A 6874-nucleotide genomic window follows, 5' to 3' on the forward strand; every position below is an offset into this window, starting at 1 on the left:
ACATCTTATTCCAACAGACAACCCTTGGATCCGTGAAAATTCGCTCTGGCTCGAAACTCGGAAAAGTAAGAAGAGAACCGGACCTCTAGATATTCACTTCCTACAATCCATTCATCAGGCAAAAAGAATTGGCGCACATAGTCCTTACAATAGGTCTCCGAAGCCTTTACTACAAATAAGCAAGAACAGCCTTCCTTTGCGGCGAAATTTGGATAGATCCTTGCCAATGTGTCCGGAAGAATGCGAAATTTAAAGACGGAGAAAACGAGTAAACTTATAGATAAGAATAATAAAAACGTAATAAATAATATCTTTAAAAATTTATTCATCATAAGCCTTCTAAAATTCATTCTTGTAAAATGGGTAGCAATCGATTCAGGAAATCCTTCATAGGAAATCGACCACCTCTATCATTCCCGAAACGCACAATCACTAAGTCCTTTTTAGGATCAACGATCAAAAATTGTCCCCAGTGGCCGGATGCAAAAAAAGAATCCTCGGACAACGAAGAAAAGAATGGCTTTCCCGGATCTGAATCGAATCGATTCAAATAAACATGACCACCCATGGGAGGCAAAGGCAACCAACTCAAATACCAAGGTCTTTTTTTAGAAGAGCTATGTTCATGAAACGTATCATTGATCCAGTTCTTAGGAAATAATCCAGAAGGACTCCCCCAACCTTCTTCAATATAGAAACGTCCTAAAATTGCAAGATCTCTCGCCGACAAATATGCATAGGAAGATGCAACAGGAATATCCTTCCCATCCTTCTCCCAAACAAAGGAATCGATCCCAACAGATTTAAAAAATCGAACTGGAAAATCTTTACCGGAAGCCTTGCTTAATACTGCAGATAAAAGATTAGAATCCGCACTCGAATAGGCTACATTCTCTCCCGGTTTATAAGAAAATCCCAATTTAGAAATGTATCCGATCATATCCGAATGCGCGGAACCGTACAAGATCTCCAAAATATCCGAATTTACCGGAGCCCATTCATATCTCTCTTTCCAATCCAATCCGGAAGCGAAGAAAAGAAGATCCTTAACCTTCAAATTCTCAGCAAAAAATACATTATTATTTCCTAAATAACTCTGAACGGGATCGTCCAAATTCACTTTCCCCGAAGTCACAGCTTCTGCCAATGCTCCATTCAATAAGAATTTACTAATGGACCAAGTGGGATGCAACGTCTCAGGACCGAATTCCGAAAAATATGCTTCCACACAGATCTTCCCTTTATGCAAAACCAAGATCGCATTCGTTCTGACCTTCCCATTGCTTTCTCGAAACAATCCTTCTGTGCTCCATCTCGATAGGGATTGCAAAGCTTCTCCATCTGCTACTTGGATCCGAGCCGAATATGGAAAGGTCTCTCTTCCGCAAGACGTGAATAAGAAACAGATAAAGAACAAAAAAACCAAGGCTCTCATAGAAACACCGGCTTCTTAGACAAGTGCCGAAGGAATACATATCCTAAAAAACTTTCTCTATATATTAAAATGTAAATACGATTCTATTCGATCTCATTTGGGCGTTCCCCGCGTGTAGGATCTCCTACAATCCCAAATACGATCGAATAGAAGCAAAAATCCTCTGGCCAACACGCGGGTCGGGCGCCTACAAGTTCGGGCAGATGCCCTCATCCCTTCGGGACGCTCCGCGCTTTCCGGCTCCCTAACGCGTAGAATTCGAATTGACCGATCATTGTAGCAATTGTTACAATGATCAAATTGGTGGTCCTAAGAATAAACCCTAGGAGCCCAAAAGACCGAAAAGCAAATAAACAAAGAGAAGCGATTCGAATTTCCTAATGAGCAGTGAAAATCCAATGGATGAGGAAAAGAAATCGGAATTTGAAAATAACCGATCTATATTAGGAGAATCTTATGGGCAACACAACCGCAGCGGCGCGGATCCAACCCCAAATTCGCAAACCGAAATTTCCATTAGAAAAAATTGAAAAAGAAAGAGGCTTCGGCAAGAAGATCCCGTTCTTTACTGCATTTCTTTCCAGCCTAAGCGTGCTTTTTCCAGAAGGAGAAAGATTCTTTATACGCTCTGTGAAAGCATTCCAAAACGATATCGAGGACCAAAACTTACGAAATGAAATCAAAGCATTTGCCGGACAAGAGGCGGTCCATGGCAATGTGCACGATAAATTAAATGAAAGATTTGTAGAGATAGGTCTGGATTTTCGTAGTCATGAAAAGATGTTCTGCTGGTTATTCTTCGATATCTTAGAAAAGAATATCCTGAAATTATTCCCTGTTTGGGGCAAAAGGCTAGCCCTCTCCATCACTGCAGCAGCCGAACATTTTACTGCAACCCTCGGAAGGTTCTTGCTTTCACTTCCCGCAGAGAAAGTAGCTTGGATAGACCCAATCACCTGGAAGATCATTGAATGGCATTCTTTAGAAGAGTTAGAGCATAAGGCAGTCGCATTCGACGTGTATCAGAAATCGGGAGGCGGGTATTTTACGCGTATTCTTGGAATGACGATAGCTGTACAACTCTTAGGACTTCTGGCAGTTGTTGGAACAATTAGGGCATTGTTCTATTTCGGTATTCCAAATCCAAAGCAGATCGTACGAGATATTCGATTCTTCTTCGGATCTCCCGGCTTCACTTGGGCTGTAATCTTTTATATATTAGAATATTATTATTGGGGATTTCATCCGAACAATGAGGATGATCAAGCTTTGATCGAAAAGTTTTCTAAATTGGTCTCAGCTTCCATCTAATAAAAAACCAATTCCAAGAACCTCGCTCTCTCTTCATTCAAAAGAGGGAGCGATTTCAATCCTTATATCGATTGCTTTTCCTTATAAGAGGAGAGAATTGTTCTCAATTGTAAGAATTCCCAATTTTCTTTCACGGAATAAAGATTCCGCATTTCAATAAAACCTTTTCGCAGAGCACTAATCTATTTTCATCTCGCAGCACACAAAAATTACATTCGAAGTTTCTAAAGTTTTTTGCACTGTTCAAAAACGAACGTTATCCGAAAGAGGATGTAATAAAGAAAATCGCATAACTAACGCAAACGTTTAAATAAATATATCTCGTTCTATAAAATATTTATTGACCAAACCGTTCCCATCAATATTCTTTCTCGAATATTTCGGAAGCCTATAACTCAATCCGCTAACGTATCCGCTTTCGAAATTCCCTAAAAACAAAACCCGTAGGTTTTCTAAGGTTACAATTGATGATCGATCAGGAGCAAAGTTTTCGACGATTCGTTTGGGTCCTCGAAAAGAAATGGATCCAAACCGTCTGCATACTGGGGTTCACTCTGGTTCCTTTATTCGGAGGACTGGATTATTTCATTATTCCTAAGGAATATTTGGATGAGAACCTAGGATACTTCCTGACCCTAAGGGCCTTCGCATCCGTTTTCGTTCTAATCCAATATTGTATTCTTCGTTTTTCCAGCCCGAATCCATGGAATACGATTCATGCGTACGTGTTTACCTTCGTTGTAGGAGGAATTATTACACTGATGACGACTCGTCTAGGCGGTTTCGAGTCCTCTTATTATGCTGGATTGAATCTGGTCCTTATCGCAGTGAATCTGTTTCTTCCTTGGAACGCTGTCAAGGGAGCCTTGAATAGCTCAATCATCCTTCTACAATATCTGATCGTAAATCTCATCTTCGATAACGACTATAAACTGATTTCCATCATCAATAATCTATACTTCTTGATGGGAACAATGATCATTTCGGTCACTATCGCTCATTTTAAGTTTTCATTAACCAAATCTGAATTCGAAAAAATGGATGTGATCAGCACGTTAAAATCCCAGCAGGACGGGGATTACTTTCTCACATCTCTCGTACTCCAACCGCTGAGTTTGAATCTATCCAAAAGCGAAACTGTGCCTGTGAACTTCTTCACCAGTCAAAAAAAGAAATTCACCTTCAAGAATTGGACCCAGGAAATCGGCGGAGACATCAGCGTTTCGAACGTAATCACTCTGAAGGGAAGAAAATACGTAGTCTTCGTGAATGCCGACGCAATGGGCAAATCCTTACAAGGTGCGGGAGGAGCTATCGTCTTCGGAGCAGTGTTCCATGCGATGATCCAAAGGACCAAAATGCTGGAGGCGAATCGCAATCAATATCCCGAAAGATGGCTCCGAAACGCAGTGATCGAACTTCAGAAAACTTTCGAAAGCTTCGACGGAGCAATGATGATCTCTTTAGTCATCGGGCTCATAGACGAGGAAACTGGTCTGGTCTATTATATTAACGCGGAACATCCTTTTCCTGTTTTGTATAGAGCAGGAAAGGCCAGCTTCATCGATTCCCAAGTCTATTTCAGAAAGATCGGCATGTTAGAAATCAAGAGCCGCTTCTTCGTGAGTCTATTCCAGCTTTTACCAGGAGACAAACTGATCTTAGGCTCTGACGGAAGAGAAGATCTTATGATCTTCGATCCTGCCATCGGAGGAAAGACCATGGTTGAGGATGAGAATTTCTTCTTAAGCATAGTAGAGAAAGGAAAAGGCGAATTAAAAGGAATCGTAGAAGTACTTGGAGAATCAGGTGATATCATCGATGATCTTTCTCTCGTACAAATTTCTTATGATCCTTCCAAGAAGACGACTGAGAATAGCGAGTCTTCTTCATGGAACGGATTCCATAACGGCAAGAACGGCCAAGAAAAGGCCGAGGAACTGGAAGCCTTAAAAGGAATGATCTCTGCTTCTGTAAAAAGCGGAGATGTAGAGGGATCAATCAGAACCGCTACTCAATTGGTGGAACTCTATCCAGGAGAAAGCAGCTATTTCTATTTCTTAGCAAAATATTTTAACAAACACAAAGACTATCGTGAATCCGTGGAACAAGGAGAACGTTTCCGTTATCGACAACCCGATCACGTGAACAATTTACTCGTACTTTCCGACTCTTATCGCAGATTAGGAAACAAAAAAAGGGCCGAGCTTCTCTTAAAGGAAGTGTTTGCCTTCGAGCCTGAAAATCAAGTTGCGATCAATCTTTTAGGGAAATTAAAAAATCATAATGGAAAAGACCTCATCCAATCAAATTGACAGAACCTCCGAAAAACTCCTTCCCAAAGAAGAAGTTTTCGTTCCGACCTATCGCTGCCTCTATCGGATCCATTCCGTAAACAGCGAGAGTAAAACCATAGAGGCTCTCTTAGGTGATATCTCCAAATACGGAACAAGAATTGTATGTGATGAGAGAATCATCGCCTCTCCTATCTTAGGTGCTGTCTTAGGAATGAGCATCTTTACCGACGTGCTGCAGTACAGTCGTAAGTTAAGCGGAGTTATTCGTTGGGAAAAGAGATCTGAAAAAGGCTGGGAGTATGGAATTCAATTCGACGAGCCGATTCACTTAGATTTGTTTCGCGCCATCCACAATACCTTGACCGGCATTAAGGTCCGAGTGGAATCTGAGGAGCCCAAAACTCCTCACCAAAAAGCTCTCTCCATTGTATTCCAAACCAAGGAGAAGATCCAGAGCATACAACCTCTTCTTTCTCAATTGGAATCCAGTCTGAACGATTATGAATACGCCGTAGGCTATAATCTGAAAGAAGAGATTTATCATTCAGTATTCCTTCTACTTGGCCCTATCTATAATTTCTTAAAGGAAAAGACAAATGAACTCTATCATGAGCTGGATCCTTCGGAGTTAGAGTATAATTTTTCTTATCTCAGAGAAGAGTTACAATGTTATCTATTTTTGGATCCGTTCGTTAAGAGGGCTACTACCAAACCGCTTGGTTACGCGGGCGACTTTGAAATGATGGATGCAATCTATAGGGACACCAACGAAGGAACAAATCTCTTAGGCAAGAGTCTGCATAAATGCACATTAAATCTAAAGTCGGCTCAGGCAGTATTCCATAGACAGAATTTCTTCTATCGAACCATTCTGGATCGACTTAAAAAGAAGGAAGGAAGGCTCTGCGTGTTGTCAGTAGCTTGCGGTCCTGCTAGAGAAATGGTGACTCTTATCAATGATGCCGATCAAAGCCTTCTGGATAAATTAACGATCTACCTCTTGGACCAGGATCCAAGGGCGATCACAGAAGCAAAACATGGGATACGAATCGCTTTATTAAAGAATCATAAACAAGTGGATTTTCATTGTCTGAATGTGGAGATCGCAAGATTTGCTGCAAACCCCGGCAAATATGTGAGTCAAACAGGTATCGACATGATCTATTCCGCTGGACTCTTCGATTATATAAAAATGAAAACCGCGCAAAAGATCTGCTCCCACCTCTATTCCCTTCTGAATCAAAGTGGTGAAATTTTTCTCGGAAACTTTTCCGACGCCTCAGACGAGATCGGGATCATGGAAGTCATGGACTGGAGCCTGATTTATAGAAGCGACGAGGAATTGATGAAATTCGCAGATTCCATCCAAGGCACGAAAACGGTCGGAGTCATAGATGATGTATTCCCCCAAAAATTTTTCTACCTAACCAAGGCTGTTAATCTCAAACAAGAAGGCGGACTTTTGAGAAAGGCCGAAAAACTGGACGATGCGAGTGCAATTTCTTAGAAAGAAAGTGAAACGCTCGTTTCATTCAAGAATTCGTTCTATCGTTTCGCTTAGCTGAATAGTCGATTCTCACGTTTCCGATTTCTACTCCGTAAAAACAAAAAAGCCAGGTGATAAAACCTGGCTTTTTCTTGAGAGTTCTTCATTGAACTTAACAACTGGAATGAATTGTTAGATATCTTTTATGGATGTCTAACGTTTGCTGATCATCTTGTATGGATGTTCATGCGGGGCATCTTGCGATGCCCCTTGGCGTTGTAACCAAATTTCGTAATATGGTCAAGCCTCACGAGCTATTAGTATCACTCGACTCAATGTGTTACC

General features: G+C 41.1%; 5 protein-coding genes. 3 read left to right on the plus strand and 2 right to left on the minus strand.

Annotation, left to right across the window (positions count from 1 at the left end; genetic code table 11):
* Nucleotides 1-5: 5 nt before the first annotated feature.
* Nucleotides 6-332, minus strand: a complete 327-nt coding sequence (locus EHO59_RS14330; protein WP_246052925.1) for a hypothetical protein — start codon at nucleotides 330-332, stop codon at nucleotides 6-8.
* Nucleotides 333-346: 14 nt separating this feature from the next.
* Nucleotides 347-1435 (minus strand): serine hydrolase domain-containing protein, encoded by a 1089-nt coding sequence (locus tag EHO59_RS14335; protein ID WP_135589109.1) that lies wholly within the window; start codon nucleotides 1433-1435, stop codon nucleotides 347-349.
* Nucleotides 1436-1891: 456 nt separating this feature from the next.
* On the opposite strand from EHO59_RS14335, the gene EHO59_RS14340 reads away from it, so the two are divergent.
* From EHO59_RS14340 to EHO59_RS14350, 3 genes are all read left to right on the plus strand, one after another.
* Nucleotides 1892-2746, plus strand: coding sequence for a metal-dependent hydrolase (locus EHO59_RS14340; protein ID WP_135589110.1), 855 nt, complete (start codon nucleotides 1892-1894; stop codon nucleotides 2744-2746).
* 467 nt (nucleotides 2747-3213) lie between these two features.
* Nucleotides 3214-5061, plus strand: coding sequence for a PP2C family protein-serine/threonine phosphatase (locus tag EHO59_RS14345; RefSeq protein ID WP_135589111.1), 1848 nt, complete (start codon nucleotides 3214-3216; stop codon nucleotides 5059-5061).
* Nucleotides 5033-6550 carry a PilZ domain-containing protein gene (locus tag EHO59_RS14350; protein WP_246052927.1) on the plus strand — a complete coding sequence of 506 codons (1518 nt, stop codon included), beginning with the start codon at nucleotides 5033-5035 and terminating at the stop codon, nucleotides 6548-6550. The genes EHO59_RS14345 and EHO59_RS14350 overlap by 29 nt, the downstream gene beginning before the upstream one ends.
* Nucleotides 6551-6874 lie beyond the last annotated feature (324 nt).

Source organism: Leptospira semungkisensis, assembly GCF_004770055.1.
Classification (GTDB): domain Bacteria; phylum Spirochaetota; class Leptospiria; order Leptospirales; family Leptospiraceae; genus Leptospira_B; species Leptospira_B semungkisensis.